The sequence below is a fragment of the Leifsonia sp. NCR5 genome (assembly GCF_002105485.1).
In the GTDB taxonomy this organism is placed as follows: Bacteria; Actinomycetota; Actinomycetes; order Actinomycetales; family Microbacteriaceae; genus Leifsonia.
The window spans coordinates 79,370-98,757 of record NZ_NCSR01000015.1; the positions used below are offsets into that span (position 1 = coordinate 79,370).

The window sequence follows — 19,388 nt, forward strand, 5'->3', positions numbered from 1 at the left end:
GCTGGGAACTGTCTCGTAACTTTTGTGTCTCGTAACTCATGCGATCCAAGACGGTACGCGTCTAACCGCGCCACGGAGCGACCACAAAACAGCGTCATTTACTGATCAAGTCGACAAATACGCGATCCGCGAAGTTTCGCGGCACGCCTCGCCGGTCGAGGAGCTGCTCGCAAACGATCGTTTTCGCACACCCATGCAAGCGGGCCCGCGATCTCGTTCACAGCTCAGAAACCCCGAAGTGGAAGAGAAGGGCCGACCGTGTGAACATTCGCAGCCGCTGCTAGCCTCGGCGCACTACTTACCCCGCGCTGGTCAGGGCCTGTGCTTTAGGGTCGGAGCGTGAGCTGGGACGCCCCGCGGTCGGAACGAGCGAGAAGGCACGAACATCTCGGCACACACACTTACTGCCCGCTGTCCGGCTCCCGCTTTGCGCTTCCGCTCTTCGGCAGAACATGCACTAGCTCACCGTCGGTTGAATACGAGGAGATCCGTGCTCGCCCTGAGCATCCCCAGCCCGCCCCCGCAATTTGCACAGTTCCAGATAGGTCCACTGACTGTGCACGCCTATGCGCTGTGCATTCTCAGCGGCATCATCGCCGCGGCCCTGATCACCGCGCGCCGGCTCGGTCGCCGCGGCGTCGACCGCGGAATCGTGCTCGATGTCGTCCTCTGGGCCGTGCCGCTCGGCATCGTCTGCGCCCGCTTTTACCACGTGTTCACCCACGTCGGCGACTACTTCTACCCCGGCGCGAACCTCTGGAATGTCTTCGCCATCTGGGACGGCGGCAACGCGCTCTACGGGTCGCTCCTCGGCGGAGCACTGGGCGTCTACATCGCTTGCCGACGCGCAGGTCTTCGGTTCTGGGCGTTCGCCGACGCGCTCGCCCCAGCGCTGCTCGTCGCCCAGTCACTCGGGCGGTTCGGCAACTACTTCAACCACGAACTCTTCGGCCTCCCCACTACACTCCCGTGGGGTCTGCAGATCGAGGCCACCAATCCCAAGTTCCCCGCCGGCATGCCGCCCGACACGCTCTTCCACCCGCTCTTCCTCTACGAGATCATCTGGAACCTCGTCGGTGTCGCCCTGATCCTGCTCCTCGAGCGGCGATTCCGCCTGCAGTGGGGTCGCGTGCTCGCGCTCTACCTCATCTGGTACGGACTCGGCCGCAGCTGGCTCGAAGCGATCCGCATCGACCCGACCAGCGACGGGTGGCTGGGAATCCCCGCGAACGTGTGGGCCTCCTTCGCCGCCGTCGCCGTCGGAATCACGCTGTTCATCGTCCAGGCCCGTCGACACCCGGGCGCCGAACCCTCCCCCTATCTGCGGCCGGCACTCACCGACCTGAAACCCCAAGCGGCCGAACGGACGACCGTCGAAGCTCAGCGGAGCTGACCGGCAGCCGCCGCCAAGGGATCGGTGCAACTGCTGACTTCGGCGCCGCCGCGAGAAGCTCGGGCGTCGAGGAGGGATAGCGTGGGCGAGTGCGAAGACTGAGGTGCTCGTGGACATTGCAGGCCTGAGGCTGTTGGTGGCGGTCGCCCGGACGGGTAGCATCTCCTCCGCAGCCCGCGAAGCCGGCGTCACGCAACAGGCGGCCTCGATGCGGCTCGCGGCGCTGGAACTGGATCTGGGCGCTGCTCTGCTCGTTCGCAGCACTCGGGGCGCGCATCCGACCGAGACCGGCGCCCTCATCGTGGAGTGGGCCGCCGACCTCCTGGACGCCACGGAACGGTTCGACGCCTCCGTCGCCTCCCTGCGCCAGACGACGGACGACACGCTGCATATCGCCGCCAGCATGACGATCGCGGAGCATCTCGCGCCGCGCTGGCTCACGGCGCTGAGTACCGGTGTGCGTGGGCCGCGCATCGAGCTGACGGCCGCGAACAGCGAAGCGGTCCTCCTGGCCGTCCGCAGCTCGGCGACGACGATCGGGTTCATCGAGACGCCGGATGTGCCCACCGATCTGGCGACTATGGAGTTCGCGTCGGATGAGCTGGTCGTGGTCGTCGGACGCACCCATCCGTGGGCGCGGAGGGCCCGCGGCATCTCAGCGGAGGAGCTCGCCCGCGCTCCCCTGGTCTCCCGCGAACGCGGCTCCGGCACCCGTCTCGCAGTGGAGCGCGCCCTGACGGGCGCCGGTCATCCGCCGGTTCGGCCGGCGCTGGAGCTCTCCTCCACCAGTGCGATCCGCGCGACCGCTGCGGCAGGCGACCACCCAGCCGTGCTGAGCATCCTCGCTGTGCGCGAGCAGATCGCCGCCGGGACCCTCGTCAAGGTCCCGATCCGGCAGTTGCGCATCACCCGGCCGCTGACCGCGGTGTGGCGACGCAGCGGGTCGGGCGTGCCCGCGAGCGCACGTCCGCTGCTGGAGGTCGTGCACGCGATCTCGTGACGGCGGTCAGAGCTGCCCGCTGATGGCGAGCACTCCCAAGCTGGTGACGGTGACGAGAGTCGACAGCACGGCGCCCAGCAGCAGCGGCCGCCAGCCGGCGCGACGGATCGCCCCCACATCGGTGGACAGGCCGATACCCCCGAGCGCCACCGCTACCAGGAACACGCTCGCCGTCACGAGCCCCTCGTGCAGGTCGGTGGGAACCGCGATGAGCGTATTGGCCGTGGCGACGACGAGGAATCCGACGAGGAACCACGGGACGAGACCGATCAACCGCCGCACGGTCAGCGGAGCACCGGCGTTCGCCCGCCGATGCTCGACCACGGCGAGCGTGATGCTGATCGGGACGATCATGAGCGTGCGCACGAGCTTCACGACGACGGCGAAGCCGAGCGCCGAGGTCGCGAACAGACTCGCGGCGGCGACCACCGAGCTCGTGTCGTTCACCGCAGTTCCCGCGAACAGACCGAACGCATGGGTGCTCATCCCCAGCGCATGCCCGATGAGCGGGAACACCAGCACGGCGACCGCATTGAACAGGAAGATCGTCGAGACCGCGTAGGCGATCTCCGAACTCGCGGCGCCGATGATGGGGGAGATCGCCGCGATCGCCGACGCGCCGCAGATCCCGGTCCCAACACCGATCAGGGCGCGTTCCCGGCGCGGAATGCGTAGAGCCCGGCCGACGCCCCATGCGGCGAGGAGGCACACCGCCAGCGTGGAGAGCATCACGGGAAGGGACTGCACACCCACGACGAGCACGCTCGACAACGAGAGCTGGACACCGAGCAGGACGACCGCGAGCTGGAGCACGAACTTCCCGGAGAAGCCGATGCCCGGCACGAACCGGGCGCCTGGCCGGCGAATCAGACTCACCGCGATTCCGATGACGAGGGCCGGGAGGGCGCTGCCGACCGCTGGCACGACGCGCGAGACACCGGTAGCGACCAGCGCGATCAGAACGGTCAGGCCAACGCCGGGCGCGACCTCGGCTCCCCGCGCAGCGATCCTTCTCGGCAGAGTCCGGACGGGAGAGAATTCCATGCTTCGACCGTGACGGATCTGCCCGAATCCGGCTAGATCGAGCCGGTTGTGGCGTCACAAGTAGCGCTTGTGACGCCACACCATCAAGCCGATCTGACCGGTACGGGCGCAGCCTGCGACGTGCCGGCCACCCAGGTGCGGTAGCCCCCGTCGAGGTTGACGACGTCGAACCCATGCTGGTCGAGGATGCGCGCGGCGGTGTGACCGCGCTGGCCCACCTGGCAGTGCACCACGATCGGGCCGGCCGGCAGCTCGGCGAACCGGTTGCGCAGCTCGTCGACCGGGATGTTCACAGCGCCGGGGATCGAGCCGGCCGCGTGCTCACCGGCCGTGCGCACATCGACCAGGGTGGCGCCCGCGTCCAGCGCGGCGCCGAGCTCGTGCCACTGCAGGGAGCGGGTGGTACCGCTGCGGAGGTTGTCGGCGACGTAACCGAGCTGGTTGATCGGGTCCTTCGCCGACCCGAACTGAGGGGCATACGCCAACTCGAGACGCATCAGACCGGAGGCGGTGATCCCGCCCGCCATGGCGACCGCGATCGCGTCGATACGCTTGTCGACACCCTCGCCGCCGACGATCTGCGCGCCCAGGATCGCATCCGTCTCCGGGTCCACGAGCAGCTTCATCGACATGGACTGGGCGCCCGGGTAGTAGGTGGCGTGCGAGGCAGGGTGCGTGTGGATGACCCGGTGCGCCCGCCCGGCAGCGGTGAGCTGCCGTTCCCCCCAGCCGACCTTCGCCGCGACGGTGTCGAAGACCTTCACGATCGCGGTGCCGAGGGCGGGCGTGTTCTGCTCCTTGCTGCCGGCGATGACGTCGGCGACGGAGCGGCCGTGCCTGTTTGCGAGCCCGGCCATGGTGACGAGCGTCTCTGCGCCGCTGAGCGCATCCACTTTCTCGACGCCATCGCCGACGGCGAAGATGTGCGCGTCGCTGGTGCGGTTGCGGGCATCGACCGCGATCCCGCCGGTCGGCCCCAGCCGGAGCCCGGCCGAGCGCGCGAGGTCCACGCTCGGCACGACACCCGACGCGTCGATGATGAAGTCCGGCCGAACCGTCGCGCCGTCGCTGAGCAGCACCGCCCCCGCCTCGACCGTGTCGACAGTGACGGAGGTGCGCACGTCGACGCCGTGACTGCGCAGCTGCGCCGCCAACGGAGCCACCATCTCCGGATCCAGTGGAGTGAGGATCTGCGCCGACCGTTGGATGAGGGTCACGTGGATGCCGCGCCGCACCAGGTTCTCGACGGCCTCGAGGCCGATGAAGCCGGCGCCGAGGACGAGGGCGGAAGGGTTGTCCGCTGCCGCGTCCACCAGCACGCTGATCGCGTCCACGTCCTCCACCGTGCGGAGGGTGTGCGTCGGGATGCCGGGATGCCCCGCGGCCTCCCTCGCGGTAGCACCGACCGCGAGGATCAGCTCGTCATAACTCTCGGTCATGGTCTCGCCCGCGGCGAGGTCGAACACCGAGACAGTGCGCGCAACCGGATTGATCCCAAGGACCTCGTGGCCGGTGCGCACATCGAGCCGGAACCTGGCCGCCAACGACTGCGGGGTCTGCAGAAGGAGTGATGACCGATCGGTGATCACGCCGCCGACGTAATAGGGCAGCCCGCAGTTCGCATACGAGACGTACGGGCCGCGCTCGAACACCACGATCTCCGCTGTCTCGTCGAGCCGGCGCAATCGTGTCGCGGCAGACATTCCTCCGGCGACTCCGCCGACGATCACGGTCTTCATCCTGTGCACCTCCCGAGGGCGGTTTGGTTATACCCTCCCCGGTATCGTACTATACGGAGGGGGGTATACAGAACCACCCCTACCGGACCCGAGAAAGAGAGTTCCAGCCCATGTGCTACCCCGCCACCTGCAAAGTCTGCGGCAAGACGACCTGGAGCGGCTGCGGTCAGCACGTCGCCGACGTGCGCCGGCGCGTGCCCGCAAACCAGTGGTGCAACGGCAACCACACCGACGCCGAGAAGGCTGCCGCCTCCGGTGGCGGGTTCTTCGGCCGGCTCTTCGGACGCGGCTGACCGTGAGCACCGTCACCCTCACCGCCGACACGCTCAAGGGTCAGATCGAGCAGAACGACATCGTCCTGATCGACTTCTGGGCGGCCTGGTGCGGCCCCTGCCGCATGTTCGCCCCCGTCTTCGAGACCGCATCCGAACAGCACCCGGACATCGTGTTCGGCAAAGTCGACACCGAGACCGAGCAGGAGCTCGCCGCGGCCGCCGGGATCACCTCGATCCCCACCCTCATGGCTTTCCGCGACGGGATCCTCGTGTTCTCACAGCCCGGAGCCCTCGCCGCTCGGGACCTCGAGGATCTGATCGGTCAGATCCGCGCCATCGATCGGGCGGAGCTCACCGCCGCCAAGGCCCGCACCTGAGCCGAAGAGATACCCTGGCGGGTACCGCAACGCCCCCTTCGGCGCCATCGAGAAAGTAGAACATACCGTGGCCACCACCACCGCCTCTGACATCAAGCCCGTGCTCAATCGGCTCCGCCGCGCGCAGGGTCAGCTCAGCGCCGTCATCGCGGCCGTCGAGAACGGCGGCAAATGCCGCGACGTCGTAATCCAACTCGCCGCAGTATCGAGTGCGCTCGACAAGGCCGGCTTCCAGATCATCTCCACCGCCATGCAGAAATGCCTGACCGACCCCGACGACACCTCCGACCCGATGACGGTCGAAGAGCTGCAAAAACTCTTTCTGACTTTGGCATGAAGACAGTGAACGAGGCACCGACGGCTGGTGTGGTCATCCACCTAAACGAGGCCGATCCGATCAAGCACGGCGCTGTCCTGCGGAACATCCGCAACCTCATGGACGCGCTCGGAGCGGGAACCGATCTTGAACTCGTCGTCCACGGGCCGGGAATCAGCATCGTCCTACCGGATAGCCCGCACCGCGAGACCCTCCGCGCCCTCCAACACGGCGGGCTCATCGTCGACGCCTGCCAGAACACCCTTCGAAGTATGGAAATCGGCCCTGAACAACTCGTGCCGGACTCCGTTATCGTTCCGTCGGGAATCGCTCATCTCGTGATCCGACAGCGAAATGGCTGGGCGTACTTGCGGCCGTAATGCCGTCGCGTCCATTCCTCACGAGCGTTTCGCAGGCTATTCAGGTGGCACGACTCGCTTGGCGCTGCGGCGATGCCCGGGTAGTAGCGCTGACCACCGAGTGAAGCCTTCCGAAAACGATCGTTTTCCGCACCGTGGGCGCCCCTCGTCGAGCACGGCCGGTTTGGGCTAGTGGCCCATGTCAACAGCAGCCAGTGCGAAAGCCGGCTCGGCAGCAAGCTCGATCTTAATTAGATGCGCGCTCAGCCTTTCGGGGGTTATCCAGTCGTTTTCGGGCTTCCTCGTGACGATCGACTGGAGTGGCGTCAATGACTCTCCGCACCATGAGCTCTAGAAATCGCGACGGTTGGAGTGCCGGCGGCACCTCGTCGTGACGGATGGTCACGCGCGGCAGGTTATCGAGCGCTTCGTCAATAGCCGAGGCGGGAACTTCCTCCACCTCGTCTTCGTTCTCGACTTCGTTCTCGTCCGGTTCGAGGCCGGCGGCCGCGAGAGGGTTCTCGGTATCGTCCTGATCCACGTCGCTCTCGGCGGGCACTTCAGAGCCGTACTCGATCATGATGAGAGCGACTGCGTGATAGGCGTCGTCTTCCCGACCGAGCTTTTGAAGGAGGTCGATCAGCCACCTCGCCTTTTTCGCTTCCTCAGTCAGGATTGTTGAACGCAGACCGTAGACGAAGCCGAGAGCAGCGAGGGGGTGCCTGAGCCGGAGGTTCTTCGCGTCGCCGTAGCTTTCCTCTACCCGGTTCGCAGCGTTCTTGCCGAAGCTGGAGTCCATGCGCTTAGTACTGATCAGCAGCTCGGGCCCGGTGTCCCAGTCCGACATCACGACGTCGACCTGCTTGAGGTAGTTCTTCCCCAGGATGTTCGCTGAAGCCGAGACAACACCCTTCATCGGTGTGGGCTTTGCGAGGCGGGCGACGAGCTGCGCGCGTTCCTTACCTTTCAGACTTTGAAGCAGGTTCGCGATCGCCGTCGGCAGGATTCGAGGATGTTCGGCGCGTGGCCACGTTGCATTCCGATCGAAACCGGCACGGCGCAGCTCGTAAGAGACCCACACGTCCAGAGCCAGAGCAGGGACACCGGAGGTTGTCGGTGCCTCCAAGTACAGAGGGACCCCGAGAAGCTTTTCAAGGACGTCATAGTCGGGGTCGTAGCGGACTTCACCGTCGGCCCCTTGAGCCCAAGGATTGGTGTGGATGCCGCCAGGAGCCGCGTCGGAGCAGATCCGGTCAAAGACCGCCCATGCCTTGGACCGGGCGGATTGTTCAGCGGCCACTTTCTGCCCTTGCTACTCGTCGTGAGGTCATCGTCTGGTGTGCCCGGCGCACGACGTCGACGTCATGATCCGTCAGCTCTGCGGAGTCCAATAGGAGGGCCTGGTCGACAACTTGGACGGCTTCGAGCAGTTCACCCGTGCGTAGAAGTCGGGCCACACGCGGCTTGATGGCGCGAAGCGCGTCCGCGCGTGCTGTCACAAGGCTGGGCGAGGGCATGGCCCAGGCGTCTGCTTCCCGGGGCTCGATCTTCAGAATGCCGCCGCCGTAGGAGCGGCCCACCATTTCCGCGTTCAGCAGAGTCACCGAGTTCAGGCTGGCGAGCGGCAGTAACTCTCGGCCGAGCTCCCTGTGCTCGGCCGAGAGGTAGACACCGTGTACTGAATTGAGGTGCAGCGCGCCCGCCTCATTGGTCGTCAGTCGAGGCGTGTCGGCGTTCATGCACGTCAGGAGCAAGTCAGCCGGCGGAAGGAGTGGCACTTGGTACCAAGTGCGTCGGACGCGGCACTTGTACGCCTGGTCGACGCCAGCGGTGTGGCCAGCCTTGATGTACTCCTCAGCAGCCGCAGAGGGGGTATCCCCGGGGCGGAACAGCCAGGTCGCCTTGCCTGCGTTGCCCAGGTCGGTCATGTTGTGCCGAGTGAGGGAAAGCCCACGAAGATGTGAGCTGCCCGGAGGAGACAACCGCAAAAGATCTGCTCGGCTCAGGCCGAGTTCTTTCACGCGGGCAGGTGACAGGGCGAAGTATCCGTTGTTACCCGTCACCATCCCCAAGGTCGTGTCGCCCCATTCTTCGAGCACATTGAATGCCCCCGACTCACGCAGCTCCCGCAGAGGTCGAAGTGCTTCCGCACCGATCAGGAGGCCAGTCCATTTGTCCGCCGGTGTCTTAGGCGACCAGGTGAGGGGCACACCAAGCGTTTCGAGGGCTTCAGCGTCGCGGGCTTCGTGGATGGTGGCGTGATCCGTGGGGCCCTCATCGAAGCCGTCCGCGAGAAGGAGGACGACGTCCGCCTCAGCTTCGGGAAAGACGCGCTCAGTGAACAGCACCAACTCGACACTTCTGAACCGGTCGAAGAGGAACTGCCGGACTGGGGCTGCGTAGTTCACGCTCAATAGCTCTGCAGGTAGCACCAACCCCATGCGGCCCCCGGGGCGCAGAAACAGGGCCGACTGAATGGTGAATGCGGCCCAGCTCGACGCGAGCCCGCTCAGAGCCACCCCGGCTTTGAGCGCTGCTGCGCGTGAACGGCTGCGGGCTTCACCGGTGAAGTCTTGGTACCGGATATAGGGAGGGTTCCCGATTACCGCGTCGTACCGAGGAGCAGGATCGACCAAGAAAAAGTCGCTGTGGGTGATGTTGGGAGCACCGCCAGCGTCGGTGATGCGTTCGCGCGCGACGCGAGCGCTGTGCTCATGGATCTCGACACCGGCAACGGTGGGACCCGCCACACCCAGTTCGACCAGCCGACGTACCGCCTCGACGAGGAATGCAGCATCACCCGCCGAGGGCTCCATCACCTGATCGGCAGGCGTGCGGATCGCCCACTCGGCGATGAACCGGGTTAACGGCTGCGGGGTGAAGAATGCGCCCCGCGCTTTGCGCAGCTCCGACGTGTCAGAGGCATCAAGCAGGGACACGGAACTCACCCTGCCATTCTTTAGCATCCCAATGACAACCGCCGACGACTCTCCCAAGTCAACTGGTTAACCCGCCCCGCGGGCGGTATCGGCGACCATTGCACTACGGCTGCGGCCGGTTCGCGGGTCGAGACCGGCCCGCCATCGTTCGCGCTGCTCTTCAGGAGTGATGATCGTGCCATCCGGGGCCGTCGCAGGCGCGAGGAAGTTAGGCATGCCAAGCGCCAGCGCACACGCATCGAGCGCCTTACGCAGCTCGTCGTAGTAGCCCAGCGGCCACCGGTCGCTGCGCTTGAGAACCCAGTGGTCGACGCGGTACATCATCAGCGTCTCGTGGGTGGCGGAGCGGGTTGCCGGCGCGTACTCGATCTGGAACTCGATACGGTTCACAGCGTCGTCGAGGACAAGCCAGACCTTCTCCCCCGCGTGCAGCGTTTTCACGTTTCCAACCTCCCACAACATTCGAACATATCTTCGAATTATGATGCAATGGGGTGACACCGAGCATCTGGAGGTTCTGGTCATGAGCATCGCGCCCGCGGCAGACATTGTTCACCTCTGGATGGAGCAGGGAGCCCCGGTCCGCCTGGTGTGGGCCGGCCACCGGTACCGAGCTGTCAGCGCTGAAACTATCCGCTCGAGGGTTGACCACGACGCGCTCACTCACCCCGCGGAGCGCCTGGTCGGCTGGTCCGTGATCGGTCGGAGCGAGCGGGATCCCGCGGACGTGCGCCTGTTCCAGCTGCAGCGCCAGGGCGCCGGCTGGATCCTGGTTGACGTCGACCCGGCCTGAACTCGTGGGCACGAACAAACGCCACGACGTCTATTCGGCGCCGCTGGCGGAGATTGCCAAGGCCGCGGAGCGGCAGCCGCGGCCAATCAGCCTTCCAGACGAGATGGTGCGCGCGAGCGGCCGCCGGCGAGACGAACCCCAGCCGGTCCCGGTCAAGGCTCACGTGCCGGTCCAAGTTGCCTACACCGATGTGCAGCTCGTCGACGCGGAAGCGATCGCCTGGACCACTGGCGGGCTGGTGCTGATCCGTTACGTCCCCGAAGGCGCTCGCACTCCCGTCTATGTCTGGGTAGCGGGGAACTTCGTTCACCGGAAGTGACCCACCTGGGAGACAAGAAAGCCCCGGCCGGGAGAGAGAGCGGCCGGGGCTTGGTTCTTGTGGGACGTGGCGTCGGGAGAGTCGGCGTCGATTGCCCCTATTCGCGGTCCTGCAGCGGCGGCAGGTAGTCGCCGGTGCCGGGTTGCCGGATCGGCACGTCCCATGGGGCGAGCGACGCCGGCTGGTGTTCGTTCTTCGTGCGGTGCTCGAGCACGGCCATGTAGTGCAGGTGGCGGTCGACAATGTGGACGATTGTGCCGTCCATCGCGATCAGCATGCGCTCCATGTCGTGCTCGGCGTCTTCAATCTGGCGCAGGAGCTCGTCTCGTTCCCGCAGTGCAGCGCGAACGCCGTGCACGTACAGCGCAAGGCCCTTCTGGGTGAGGCGGTCCATTCGGACTCGCCGTGCTGGCCGTTCGAGATCCTTGCCACCGAACTCCGGTGGTGCGGGATGGAAGTCCATCACACCCTCCTGCTGTGGTTCGGGCCCGTCGTCGACGAAGGCGCGGTGGTAGTAGTACGCCGCTTCTTGGCGGAGCTCGTGCAGCTCGACGTACAGGTTCGCGAAGCTCTCGCGTGTGTCCTGGATACCTCCGGCGATGATTTCTGCCGGCGTGAACGCGGTCATGGGGATGCCCCGCTCAGGCACATCGAAGGGGGCGCACGCAACGCGTGCGTCCCTGCGTCTTGTCTGCCGTCACTGGCAGGAGTCGCATTGAAGGTCCTCCATCGGGTCGATCGGGACGATGCAGGGCTCGGGTGCAGCCTGGTAGTGCTGGTCCCCCGGCTCGTCACCGTGTGCGTGTGCGTCCAGCCACATATCGGCTGCTGCAGGCTCTCCCAACGCCCGGAGGATCCCGGCCAGCGCTTCGGCCTCTCGGCATCCCAGCATCGTGGCGACGTCGTGTGCGAGGGTCACGTCGGAAAAGACCCCACAGAACCGGGTGACGTCATCGGTGTCCGTGATGAGTGTGCTCATCGTCCTCTTCTCTCTCTCAACCAACCGTTTTTCTTTGCCTTCCGGCGAGAGAAATCGATAGTGAGCGGGAGCACCGAGAGTGCCGGGTCGTGGAATACCGGAGGGAGCGCAGCGAGTGAGGATATGCCGCGAAAGCCCGGAACGGCAGGCGCGGAGCGAGCTACGATGATCGGCCGGAAAGGTCAAAGAAAACAGAGCACTTTCAGCGCCGCGCAGCGGCTCCGTCGGCGGGCGGCCTCCGTGCCGTCGCGCCCCGCTGTAGACCGCTCCCCCGTGCATACAGTCCCCCGAACGGTCACTATATGCAAAACGGATCCGCGACGCGGCCTACACCGCAGTGCCCGGGTGACGTCTTCGGCATGGGGCCGCCCCGCCAAGGCACGGATCGCATACAGTGCATAAATAGCACTATTGCCGCCATTAGCGCCAATGCTTCTAATAGTGGCAATCGCACCATTAGGGCCATCCGCTCTATTAGTGCTATTGGAGCCAATCGTTCTATTGGCTCCAGGCGTGTCATTGCCGCCAATGGAGCTATTTTGCCCGAGACTTGTCATGTGAACGGGAGAGTGAAGATGCCTGCAGGACCTCTAAGCGCCAACGAGCGCGCTGCGCTTAACCGCACCATCGCAGTAATCAACAGCAAAGGTGGCGTATTGAAAACGTCGATCTCTGCGAACGTCGCCGGCTATCTGGCTTCCAGCGGCTTCCGTGTGCTTCTTGTCGATCTTGACCCTCAGGGGAACTTGGCCGAAGACCTGGGATACACGGGCCAGGAAACCGACGATGAGGGGGAGTCGTTCGCTCGAGCGCTCATGCTTGGCGAGCAGGTTGGTCCCGTGACCGCCGTCAGGCAGAACCTTGATGTGCTTGTCGGGGGACCTCGCCTGGACGAGGCAGTCGCGGTTCTCGGGGTAAAAGCGAGCAAAGACCCCGATGGTGCAAAGCTCTCACTGGCTCGCCTCTTGGCTCCTATCGCGCCGAACTACGACATCATCTTGTTGGACTGTCCGCCAGGGGATGAGACGCTCCAGTCCGCTGCCGTTGCGGCCGCGCGGTACGCGCTGGTGCCGATCAAGTCGGATGCGTCTAGCCGGAAGGGTATGGCTGGTGTCGCCGCTCGCCTTGAGGGCGTTCTGACGTTGAACCCCAGCATTGATCTCCTTGGGGTTGTGCTTGTTGCCACGGGTAAGGGCGCCACAGCGATTCAGGCTGAGGCCCGCACCCATGTGAGCAACCTCTTCAACAGCGATCCTGACGTTCTTTTCAGCAGCACGATTCGTCATTCTGAGGCCGTCGCCCAGGCAACGCGCGAGCGCGGACTTCTGGTCTATGAACTCGATGAGAGTGTCAAGCGGGCACCGAAGTGGTACCAGGTGCTTCGCGGCGAAGCGACAGCGTCGCAGCTCGCACCGCGCACAGCAGGCTCAGTCGCTGACGACTACTTCAACTTGAGCCAAGAGATCGTTTCGCGGATCACCGCGGCCGAACAGGAGGAGGCGCAGTCCGCATGAGCGACGTTGACAGCCCACGCCGAATTGAGGGCCTTACTCCTCGACGTCAGTTGGATCTCAGCCTGCTCCAGCGGAAGAATCGCGAACAGCCCGCGGTGGACGAGCCCGCGGTCGAGGTGTCGAAGCAAACGACCAAAGGGCAGGAGGGGAGCTCGGATTCGGGAGTGAGCAGCTCGAAATCCCGTCCTCGTGCCACCCGTCATAGCGCTCAAGGCCGCACGTCAACATCCTTAGAGGCGGCTGCTCAGGCGAGCTCGAAGGATACGGCCCGGATCTCGTTCTATGTTCCTGATGAGTTGAGTCGACGAGCTAAAGCCGCCTTCCGCGCGACCGCATTCCAGGCAGGCGATCGCACATGGTCAGCATTCCTCGTGCGAGCGCTGGAGTCTGAAGTGAATCGCCGTGAGTCGGAGTACAACGCGGGTGAGCGTTTCGAGGATTCAGGCAAAAACCTGCCTGCCGGCCGGCCGTTGGCGTAGCACCTTCAGGCAGCGACGAAGTTCAGCCGGCGGCTCGCTCGAAAAGACCGGCGAAGAGGATCCTGTCGGGTTAGCCTCCGCGCCGACTGCGGGTGCGGGTGCGGGTGCGGGGGAGTGTGAGGGGCGCCGGCTCCCTCACGACCGGCGGCGCACCATTCGGCTGGAGGTTGTGGTGGCTGTCACGTCGTCGTGGTCGCCTTCCCAGAAGTGATCCAGGGCGGCGCGGATCATGCTGGCCGCGACACTTTCGGTATCGATGCCCCGTCCCGCTCGCTCGGGATAGCGCAGTGTGACGGTGAGGGAATGTGTCGGCGCGGCGTGGTCGATTCCGTCGCTCGGCTCGTCGTCGGCGTATTGGTAGGTCCACGCGAATCCGACTGCACCCTCGGGGCCCTCACCGTTGCGCTCGAATGCGGCGCGGTGCTCGTCGTCTCCCGGGTGCGGAGCGCGCGTGCAGTGCCATTCGAGGCCGCCGACGTCGTAGGTGGTGTTTCCGCATTGCTGGCCGGTGGGGCTGAGGCCCGCGTCGGGCGCGGCGGGGTCGAGCTGCTGTGAGTTGAGAGCGGCGGGCCGCTCGTACGTGATGATCATGGGGTTTCCTTCTGGGTTGGTGGGGGAGGGCCGCTCGAGAGCGGCCCTCCCAGGTGTCAGGCGGCGTCTTCGGTGTCGTCGCCCTCATCGGCGGGGTCGAGGATTCCGGCGATTTGGTGAGCGGCGCGGAGGACGCGGGCAGCGGTGGACTTGATCAGGTCGGTATCCGCGCCCGACCATCCGGCGATGTAACCGACGCTGTAGGCGCTGGTGTCGAATCCGATCAGGCCGGCGACGACGTAGGCGACGCTCTCGGCCTCGGTCTCCATCAGTCCGCGGTGCTCGACGTACTCGGCCAAGTCCTCGGTGTGGCCCAGGATGACGTGCGCGGTCTCGTGAATCAGGGTCTTAGCCATGTGCTCGGGGCTGAGGTCGGCGTGGACAACGACGACCATTTCCTCAGGGTCGGTGTAGCCGTTCCTGGGGCCCTGGATCGGTCGGAGCTCGACGGTCCAACCTTCCTCGACGAGGTAGGCGGAAAGGGCGTCGACGATGCCGAAATCATCCCCTCCGGTGAGCTGTGCCGTGAGGGTTCCCGCGTCCTGGGCGCCGTCCACCAGGTCGGTCTGTCCGATATCGAACACGGAGAGGATGGGGAAGCGGGCGACCCGCATTTCTACCTCGTCGCCGTTCTCGTCCTCCGCGGTGATCTTCTTCGTGCTGTAGCCGAAGATCCGGATAGCCTTCTCGCCCTTGCGCACCTGGCGGCCGAGCGACTGCCATTTCCGGAAGCCTGCGACCTGGGATGCCTCGGGCATCTGGGAGAGGATCAGCAGGAGGTTGTTCAGCGAATAGGCATGGAACGCTTTCGCGAAGTCGAGGAACGCCCGCCACTGGTCGGAGTCGCGCAGCTGCTTCACCTGGTCGCTGATCGAGTTGTGTAGGGCTTCTGCCTGAGCCTTCTTCTCTTCACTGGTCTTGCCGGGTCGACGGGTCTTGGTCACGATTCTCTCCCTGCGTGGACAACTGTTTTTTGTGCCTTCCGGCGAGAGAAATCGATAGAGAGCGGGAGTGCCGGAGCCCCGGGTCGTGGAATACCGCAGGCGAGCGCAGCGAGCGAGGATATGCCGCGAAAGCCCGGGGCGCAGGCGCGGAGCGAACTACGATGACCAGCCGGAAAGGTCACAAAAGACGTCCAAATAGAGGAGTGCCGCGTAGCGGCTCCGCTGCGACCAGTCAGGGCGGCGGCTGCGTCGCCGCGCAATTTTGTGCCCCTCGGGCGCTGCCCCACATCACTTTCAGTCCGATACCAGAGTGATATCACTTCAGGTGCAGGGCCGGCCTCCGTGCCGGGCCGGGAGGGAGCGGCCCCGGGCAGCAGCCGGGGGAGCGACCCGGGCCGTGTGAGCGGCGGGTGTGGGGGACACCCGCCGCTCGTTCACTCACTAGCCGTCGAGGTCAGGGTCGTCCTCGCTGTCAGCGAGGGGCGCGTTATTCGTCCCTGCGTGGTCGATGACGATCTGCTCGACTTCTGAGAGAGCGTATCCCCAGGCGGCGAGCTGGGAAAGGTACGCGGCTTTGGTCGCTTCGGGGTATCGCCATGTGTTCTTGCTGGTTGCGGATTCGATGCCGCCGAGCACCACGGCGAGGCTGACATGCTGCGCCTTGGTGGGGGACTGCTCGACGTGAGCGGCGAGCTTGTCGTCGTAGTAGCCTCCGCGCTCGATGCCGAGCAGCAGGTGGGCCAGCTCGTTTCCCGATGCGGCAGCGGCCCCCACGTCGCGGCGGTGGGTTGTGAGGCCCTGGGCGATCACCTTCGCGGCGTCCTTCGGCAGCGACTTGCGGGTCAGGAGCTCCGTGAGCCATTCGCGGCGCACAGTTTCCACGGATGCCCACGCCTTGTTGTTGGCGATCAGCGTGCGCCGTTCGGCTTTCTGCTCGTCGGACATTGGGCCGCTGGTGGATCCCTGGCTGCTGGCCCTATTGAAGCCTGCGGCCTTCGGGTCGCTGAGGAAGTAGCTGACGTTCGGTTCGCCATCGAAGTAGACGCGGACGAAGACAGCACGGCCTTCGGCGTTCTCGATGTGATCCGGGGTGACCCGCTCGCCTTCGGCGGTGGTCAGCTCGCGGATGTTGATGTAGTCGGTGTCGTAGTACCCGCGGTCGTGGTCGAGGATTTCGTAGCCGCGGCCGCGCAGTTCGTCCTCGGCCTGCGCCTTGACCTGTCCCCGGGCGCGGTCGTCGCGAGCACGCTGGGCCGCGTGGGCGAACTGGCCGGGGTCGTCGATTGCGATCTTGATCAGCTCGGCGCGAGTGGCCTCGTCGTCCTCAAACTCGATCAGGGTTGCGGCCTGGTCGAGGGTGAGCTGGTGTTCCTGGATCGCGGATGCGGCGACGGCGTTCTCTGCGACGGCCAGCCCGTTCTTGACCACGGCCTGCTTGGTCCCGGTGCGCTTGGCGATCGCCGTCGCGCTGAGTCCTTCGAAGGCGAGCTGCTGGAACGCTGCAGCCCGGTCGCCGTCTGTGAGGGCTTCGCGCTGGTCGTTCTCGACCATCTGCTGCACGATGCGCTCCACGGTGGCCTCGTCCGCCTCAACGATGTAGGCGGGGATGCTGTCCAGTCCGGCCTCACGCGCGGCCACAGTGCGGCGCTGGCCTGCCCGGACCAGGATGTTGCCCTGGGCGTCGCGCCTGGCAAGAACCGGCGTCAGAACGCCGTTCTCGCGGATGCTGGCCACGAACTCCTTGGTCAGCGGGGCGCTGGGGCGCACGTTGGCTTCGATGATGATCGCGTTGGGGTCGATGTGCTCGATGGTTCCCTGGCTTGCGGTAGTGGTGTTCACGGTCTCTCTCCCGATCAACTGATTTTTTTGCCTGTCTGGCGAGAGAAATCGATAGAGAGCGGGAGCGCCGCAGTACCGGGTCGTGGAATACCGGAGCGCAGCGAGGATATGCCGCGAAAGCCCGGAACGTAGGCGCGGAGCGAACTACGATGAACGGCCAGACAGACGAAAAAGCGCAGCAAGAACAGTGCCGCGCAGCGGCTCGAATTGAGCTCGTCACGCTCCCGCCGGCCGGGCATGCCGGACGAATGGATCTAGCGCGCAGACTTCTTCTGCGCGGCGATACCGGCACCGATCAGCCCACCGGCAGACACCAACAGCAGTAAGGCTCCTGCGATCATGCCGACCTCGACGGGCGTCGGCAATTTCATGGCGACCGCCAAGCTGCAGAGGACGACAGCGAGAACGGCAACACACGCCCCGAGAGCACCGAAAGCCTTTGTATCCACGCGTCCACCATAGCCACGCCGGCTCGGGCAATTCGCGATCGGCGCTAGGCGGCGTCTCCGAGGTATTGCCAGCGGCTTTCGGGGCTGAGGGCGCCGACTGTGACGAGTTCTCGGGCGCTTCGGTGGTCAGCTCGACGGTCAGCGGATCGCGGGTAGCGAGGCCAGATCCTCTCGCCTGGCGCGTCGGCCTCGAACAGTGGCCGGCTCGATGCATTTCGGCGTTTTGGACGCATCCTGGGGGAGGCATTCATGGTGGTCAGCTCGGCTTGCCACCATGCCCATACTTCGCGTTCGGCTCGATATCGTTCGGCTCGATCGAGAAGCGTTCCGTCGAGACCAAGCATGCGAGCTGCCTGGTCTCGGAGATCTCGCTTGGCTCTCGCCCATCCTTCCCGGTGTTTGACGATGAGGCGATGACGGCGGAGACGGCTGAGGATCCTCGTGGTGTGGCGGGTGCCAGTACCGAGGATGCGTGATGCGGTCTCAATGGTGAGTGCCGGGTGTTGACGGAGGGCGGCGTAGAGCTTTCCGGCGAGATGACCGAGGCCGGCGCGGGTGAAGAGGTCGTGTCGGCTGTCTGTTAGTTCGTCCTCGAGCTGGGCTACTTGCACAGCGCGAGCGTTGAAGAGATCAGCCGGGGGGCGGGGGTTATCTAGAGGTTGTGACCGGACTGTGCCGGAGGTTGTGGAAAGTGTGAGGGTCAAGCGCCATTCGGCGGCGTTGCCGCCGTCGGTGGTGGTGACCTTCTGCACGTATCCGTCGCGTGCGAGCCGCTGGAGGGCGTCTGCGGCCGTGGTGCGGCCGAGCCCGACCATCAGGGCGAGGTCACGGATGGAGGCCGCTACAACCCGTTTTCCGGTCTGCAGGGTGAGGTAGGCCAGGGCGGTCAGGATGGAGCGCTCGGAGAGCGCGGCTTCTGTCCGTCCCCAGCGTCCGGGGGCGACGCGGAATCGCGTCAGGAGGTCGTCGACGTCGCGCACGATGGCGTCGAGCTCTGTCAGGTCGCGGGGCTCGCGTGCGGCCGGGAGCGGCCGTTGTACGGCCGCGTACTGCTGCGCCTTGGCCCATTGCCGTTCGAGCCGTTCGCGTGCCTCACCGGGGGAGCGGCGCCGGCGCGTGCCGCGGCCGGTGTTCTTGGTGCGGTAGTGCTCCATCCCGGGGGCGGTCTTGGCGGCGTGTTCGACGTCGGCCAGGGACCACCCGGCGTTAGCGGCTGCCAGGAGGCACATGAACCCGGTCCAGGACGGGTTGCTGCCGCCGTCGATCGTGGCCATGTGGGCGGCGCCGGCGGCGGTGAGCTGTCGGTGCGCGCGGTGTGAGCGGTCGACGGGGCCGGATGGTGCGCTCTCAGCGGCTCTCAGAGCGGGTTTCCGCTCGTCGAGGACCGCTGCGAGGCCGACCAGTTCGTCAGGAACGATCCTGCTGGCCGTGAGCGCGTCGAGGCTGCCTCGGATGATGGTCGACGAGGAGCCGTCGCGGTGGGGTGAAAGCGGCGGCCGGGCGGCGCCCTCGCGCACGTTCAGGAGCATGCCGTGGTCGAGGGTGCGATAGTTCGCGCGGGCGGCGCGGGCGAGTGACGCCACGACGCCGGCCGGAGCGCCGCCCGGTACGGCGATCCAGATGTGGCGGCCCCCGGTGCCGGAGGACTGACACAGCACATAGGCGATGGAGAGTTCGTCGAGGATAACGGCGAGGGCGTCGGCTTCGTCCACGGCGCGCTCCATGAGCTCGGCGTCGACGCCGTGCTTGTCCTTGCCGTCGAAGTCGAAACAGAGCAGCCGGAACAGGCCAGCATCGTCGGCCAGGCGGATGCACCACGGCGTTGCGGGTGCGCTCGGTCCGACGCGGTAGAAGCTGGGATAGCTGTTCTCGTCGAGGCGGCCGTAGGCGTCTCGCTTCATCACGCGCACGCGATCGCGCGGGCTGATTCGGCGGGTCAGCTCCCAAGCTGCATCAACATCGCCAGCAGACTGGCGCACGTTGAAGCCGGCCAAATCGTCGTATTTGGGACTATTTGTGCCTATCATGGTCTCACCTCC

The 19,388-nt window shown here is 65.7% G+C and carries 22 protein-coding genes; 10 read left to right on the forward strand and 12 right to left on the reverse strand.

What is annotated here, in order from left to right; translation table 11 throughout:
- Positions 1–490: 490 nt before the first annotated feature.
- Positions 491–1,393 carry a prolipoprotein diacylglyceryl transferase gene (gene lgt / locus B7438_RS13545; RefSeq protein ID WP_085370130.1) on the forward strand — a complete coding sequence of 301 codons (903 nt, stop codon included), beginning with the start codon at positions 491–493 and terminating at the stop codon, positions 1,391–1,393.
- Between the two features lie 109 nt (positions 1,394–1,502).
- Positions 1,503–2,393 carry a LysR family transcriptional regulator gene (locus B7438_RS13550; protein ID WP_256922029.1) on the forward strand — a complete coding sequence of 297 codons (891 nt, stop codon included), beginning with the start codon at positions 1,503–1,505 and terminating at the stop codon, positions 2,391–2,393.
- A gap of 6 nt (positions 2,394–2,399) precedes the next feature.
- On the opposite strand, the gene B7438_RS13555 is transcribed toward B7438_RS13550, so the two are convergent.
- The gene (locus B7438_RS13555; RefSeq protein WP_085370132.1) at positions 2,400–3,437 is read right to left on the reverse strand and encodes a YeiH family protein; all 1,038 of its coding nucleotides are present in this window, start codon (positions 3,435–3,437) and stop codon (positions 2,400–2,402) included.
- 83 nt (positions 3,438–3,520) lie between these two features.
- Positions 3,521–5,176, reverse strand: a complete 1,656-nt coding sequence (locus B7438_RS13560) for an FAD-dependent oxidoreductase (RefSeq protein WP_085370133.1) — start codon at positions 5,174–5,176, stop codon at positions 3,521–3,523.
- 110 nt (positions 5,177–5,286) lie between these two features.
- Between B7438_RS13560 and B7438_RS13565 the strand changes: the two genes are divergently transcribed.
- The 4 genes from B7438_RS13565 to B7438_RS13580 all read left to right on the forward strand — a co-directional run bounded on the left by B7438_RS13565 (position 5,287) and on the right by B7438_RS13580 (position 6,524).
- Positions 5,287–5,469, forward strand: a complete 183-nt coding sequence (locus B7438_RS13565) for a hypothetical protein (RefSeq protein ID WP_085370134.1) — start codon at positions 5,287–5,289, stop codon at positions 5,467–5,469.
- Between the two features lie 2 nt (positions 5,470–5,471).
- The gene (trxA, locus tag B7438_RS13570) at positions 5,472–5,828 is read left to right on the forward strand and encodes a thioredoxin (protein ID WP_085370135.1); all 357 of its coding nucleotides are present in this window, start codon (positions 5,472–5,474) and stop codon (positions 5,826–5,828) included.
- Positions 5,829–5,895: 67 nt separating this feature from the next.
- Positions 5,896–6,165 (forward strand): metal-sensitive transcriptional regulator, encoded by a 270-nt coding sequence (locus B7438_RS13575; RefSeq protein WP_085370136.1) that lies wholly within the window; start codon positions 5,896–5,898, stop codon positions 6,163–6,165.
- Positions 6,162–6,524: a DsrE family protein gene (locus B7438_RS13580; protein ID WP_179150823.1), complete on the forward strand. Its 363-nt coding sequence runs from the start codon at positions 6,162–6,164 to the stop codon at positions 6,522–6,524. Before B7438_RS13575 ends, B7438_RS13580 begins: the two co-directional genes overlap by 4 nt.
- 226 nt (positions 6,525–6,750) lie before the next feature.
- Here B7438_RS13580 and B7438_RS13585 read toward each other — a convergent pair whose 3' ends face one another.
- The 3 genes from B7438_RS13585 to B7438_RS13595 are packed head-to-tail and all read right to left on the reverse strand — an operon-like array spanning position 6,751 to position 9,883.
- On the reverse strand, positions 6,751–7,803 hold the full coding sequence (locus B7438_RS13585; protein WP_085370138.1) for a hypothetical protein: 1,053 nt from the start codon (positions 7,801–7,803) through the stop codon (positions 6,751–6,753).
- Entirely contained in the window at positions 7,793–9,451 is a 1,659-nt protein-coding gene (locus B7438_RS13590) for a class I SAM-dependent DNA methyltransferase (protein ID WP_256922030.1), read from the reverse strand. The genes B7438_RS13585 and B7438_RS13590 overlap by 11 nt, the downstream gene beginning before the upstream one ends.
- Positions 9,452–9,508: 57 nt before the next feature.
- The gene (locus tag B7438_RS13595; protein ID WP_143465928.1) at positions 9,509–9,883 is read right to left on the reverse strand and encodes a hypothetical protein; all 375 of its coding nucleotides are present in this window, start codon (positions 9,881–9,883) and stop codon (positions 9,509–9,511) included.
- 82 nt (positions 9,884–9,965) lie between these two features.
- Here B7438_RS13595 and B7438_RS13600 point away from each other — a divergent pair, with 82 nt between their 5' ends.
- Complete coding sequence (locus B7438_RS13600) at positions 9,966–10,235, forward strand: hypothetical protein (protein ID WP_143465930.1); 270 nt, start codon at positions 9,966–9,968, stop codon at positions 10,233–10,235.
- A 4-nt stretch (positions 10,236–10,239) separates the two neighbouring features.
- Entirely contained in the window at positions 10,240–10,554 is a 315-nt protein-coding gene (locus B7438_RS13605) for a hypothetical protein (protein ID WP_085370142.1), read from the forward strand.
- A 97-nt stretch (positions 10,555–10,651) separates the two neighbouring features.
- Here the strand turns inward: B7438_RS13605 and B7438_RS13610 are convergent, their stop codons facing one another.
- Together B7438_RS13610 and B7438_RS13615 are read right to left on the reverse strand one after the other, a co-directional pair.
- A complete protein-coding gene (locus B7438_RS13610) occupies positions 10,652–11,182 on the reverse strand; it encodes a hypothetical protein (protein ID WP_085370143.1) in 531 nt (176 codons plus the stop codon).
- A gap of 69 nt (positions 11,183–11,251) precedes the next feature.
- The gene (locus tag B7438_RS13615; protein WP_143465932.1) at positions 11,252–11,533 is read right to left on the reverse strand and encodes a hypothetical protein; all 282 of its coding nucleotides are present in this window, start codon (positions 11,531–11,533) and stop codon (positions 11,252–11,254) included.
- A 557-nt stretch (positions 11,534–12,090) separates the two neighbouring features.
- On the opposite strand from B7438_RS13615, the gene B7438_RS13620 reads away from it, so the two are divergent.
- Positions 12,091–13,047, forward strand: coding sequence for a ParA family protein (locus tag B7438_RS13620; RefSeq protein ID WP_218775167.1), 957 nt, complete (start codon positions 12,091–12,093; stop codon positions 13,045–13,047).
- Positions 13,044–13,526 carry a hypothetical protein gene (locus B7438_RS20340; RefSeq protein ID WP_143465934.1) on the forward strand — a complete coding sequence of 161 codons (483 nt, stop codon included), beginning with the start codon at positions 13,044–13,046 and terminating at the stop codon, positions 13,524–13,526. Before B7438_RS13620 ends, B7438_RS20340 begins: the two co-directional genes overlap by 4 nt.
- A gap of 135 nt (positions 13,527–13,661) precedes the next feature.
- Here the strand turns inward: B7438_RS20340 and B7438_RS13625 are convergent, their stop codons facing one another.
- From B7438_RS13625 to B7438_RS13645, 5 genes are all read right to left on the reverse strand, one after another.
- Positions 13,662–14,117 carry a hypothetical protein gene (locus B7438_RS13625; RefSeq protein WP_085370145.1) on the reverse strand — a complete coding sequence of 152 codons (456 nt, stop codon included), beginning with the start codon at positions 14,115–14,117 and terminating at the stop codon, positions 13,662–13,664.
- A 56-nt stretch (positions 14,118–14,173) separates the two neighbouring features.
- A complete protein-coding gene (locus B7438_RS13630) occupies positions 14,174–15,061 on the reverse strand; it encodes an ArdC-like ssDNA-binding domain-containing protein (protein WP_306293900.1) in 888 nt (295 codons plus the stop codon).
- Positions 15,062–15,502: 441 nt separating this feature from the next.
- Complete coding sequence (locus B7438_RS13635) at positions 15,503–16,900, reverse strand: ParB/RepB/Spo0J family partition protein (protein ID WP_179150824.1); 1,398 nt, start codon at positions 16,898–16,900, stop codon at positions 15,503–15,505.
- Positions 16,901–17,154: 254 nt separating this feature from the next.
- Positions 17,155–17,349 (reverse strand): hypothetical protein, encoded by a 195-nt coding sequence (locus B7438_RS13640; protein WP_085370148.1) that lies wholly within the window; start codon positions 17,347–17,349, stop codon positions 17,155–17,157.
- Between the two features lie 44 nt (positions 17,350–17,393).
- Positions 17,394–19,376: a hypothetical protein gene (locus B7438_RS13645; protein WP_256922031.1), complete on the reverse strand. Its 1,983-nt coding sequence runs from the start codon at positions 19,374–19,376 to the stop codon at positions 17,394–17,396.
- Between the last annotated feature and the right edge of the window lie 12 nt (positions 19,377–19,388).